The sequence below is a fragment of the Oleiphilus sp. HI0123 genome (assembly GCF_001635315.1).
The window spans coordinates 1-1,982 of sequence record NZ_LWGE01001640.1; the positions used below are offsets into that span (position 1 = coordinate 1).

1 protein-coding gene is annotated in these 1,982 nt (G+C 46.8%); it reads left to right on the forward strand.

The annotated features are described in order from the left end of the window. Nucleotides 1-94: 94 nt before the first annotated feature. The coding region (locus A3761_RS22085; protein WP_068750889.1) for an ATP-binding cassette domain-containing protein at nt 95-1,982 on the forward strand (1,888 nt) is incomplete at its 3' end.

Here is a 1,982-nt window from a genome sequence, read left to right on the forward strand (position 1 = left end):
AATTTATCGGCATCTTAGGATTGATGTTGCGTAGGATATCCGCTACCGTCTGCGCCATCCAGACATATCTTATCAGTAAAGGCAGGTTTCCTGAATGTTAAAGATCGATGCATTGACCCTACGAAGAGGCCCGGAGCCTTTATTAGCCGAGGCGAATGCCCTTGTGCATGCCGGTCAACGTGTGGCGATTATTGGCGCCAACGGGGCAGGAAAAACAAGCTTGTTTAAACTTATCTTAGGCGAACTTAGCCCGGATTCGGGTGCCTATTCTTTGCCCGGTAACTGCCGTGTTTCTCATATGGCTCAGGAAGTCACAGCAGGAGAGCGAACGGCTAAAGATTATGTGCTCGATGGCCATCAGCAGCTCCGTAGTCTGGAGGCTGAATTAAAACAAGCTGAAGCCGCACACGATGACCATAAAATTGCTGAACTCCATGGAGAGCTGGAGCACATAGGTGCCTATGAAGCACCAGTTATCGTGGAAAAGTTACTGCATGGTTTGGGATTTGATCAGAAAGACATGCAGCGCCCGGTTAATGACTTCTCTGGTGGTTGGCGAATTCGTTTGAATTTGGCGCAAGCACTGATGTGCCCTTCTGACCTATTGTTGCTGGATGAGCCGACGAACCACTTGGATCTAGATGCGATGCTCTGGCTGGAGCAATGGCTGAAACGTTACGAAGGTACGGTGTTATTCATTTCTCATGACCGTGACATTGATGCCGTGTCGACACATATTCTTCACTTCGAACACAAGCAGCTGAATCAATATACAGGAACTTATAGTGAGTTCGAGACGCAGCGTGCTCAAAAGCTTGCTCAGCAGCAATCTCAGTATGAAAAGCAGCAGCAGCGTATTAGCGAAATTCAGTCTTTTGTAAATCGCTTTAAAGCGAAAGCGACCAAGGCAAAACAGGCTCAGAGTCGTGTTAAAGAACTTGCTAGAATGGAGCTTATTGCCCCGGCTCATATTGATTCACCGTTTAACTTTAGCTTTCCTGAGAGCGACAAAATATCTAGCCCATTACTAAGCATTCAAAAAGCAGACTTGGGCTATGAGCAGAAAGCAGTGCTCGAAGATTTTACTACCAGCATCTTACCGGGTACACGAGTAGGCCTTCTAGGGCCAAACGGTGCCGGTAAGTCGACTTTAATCAAAAGCCTGGTAGGTGATTTAGCTCAGCTTAGTGGTCAGCGTGCAGAAGGAGAGCACCTTCGAATTGGCTATTTTGCCCAGCACCAGTTGGAAGCCTTGGATCTGAGCGCGAGCCCTTTCTTGCACTTGCAGAGAATTAACCCAAAAGCGACGGATCAAGAAATTCGTAACTTTTTAGGTGGTTTTGATTTTAGAGGCGACGCTGCATTGGAGACCATCGAGCGTTTCTCGGGTGGAGAAAAAGCTCGCTTGGCTTTGGCGATTATTGCTTGGCAGAAACCAAACCTTCTAATGCTTGATGAACCGACTAACCACTTGGATTTGGAAATGCGTCATGCGCTGACGATGGCTTTGCAGGCTTTCCAGGGAGCAATATTGGTAGTTTCGCATGATCGTCATTTACTAAAGAATACCGTCGACACCTTCTGGCTGGTGGCAAACGGGAAAGTCGAAGAGTTTAAAGGCGACCTGCACGATTACGAAGTTTGGTTGCAAGACTTCCATAAAGAGTCGAGTAAAACTGAAACTGTAGAGACAGACAGTGCAGACAAGCAAAATGAATCAGCGGAAGATAAAAAGGAACGCAAGCGTATCGCTGCGGAGCTTCGTCAGAAATTGAGCCCACTGAAGAAAAAGCTCAAAACCGCAGAAAAGGCGATGGAGAAGCACCAAGAAGCTTTAGCTGAGCTCGAAGAGAAACTCGCTGCCCCAGAGATTTATCAAGCTGAAAATAAAGCCAAGTTGAAAGAATTGATGGATGAGCAGGCAACACATAAAGTCGGTTTAGAAGAATCCGAGATGGAATGGTTTGAACTGAGTGAAGAGA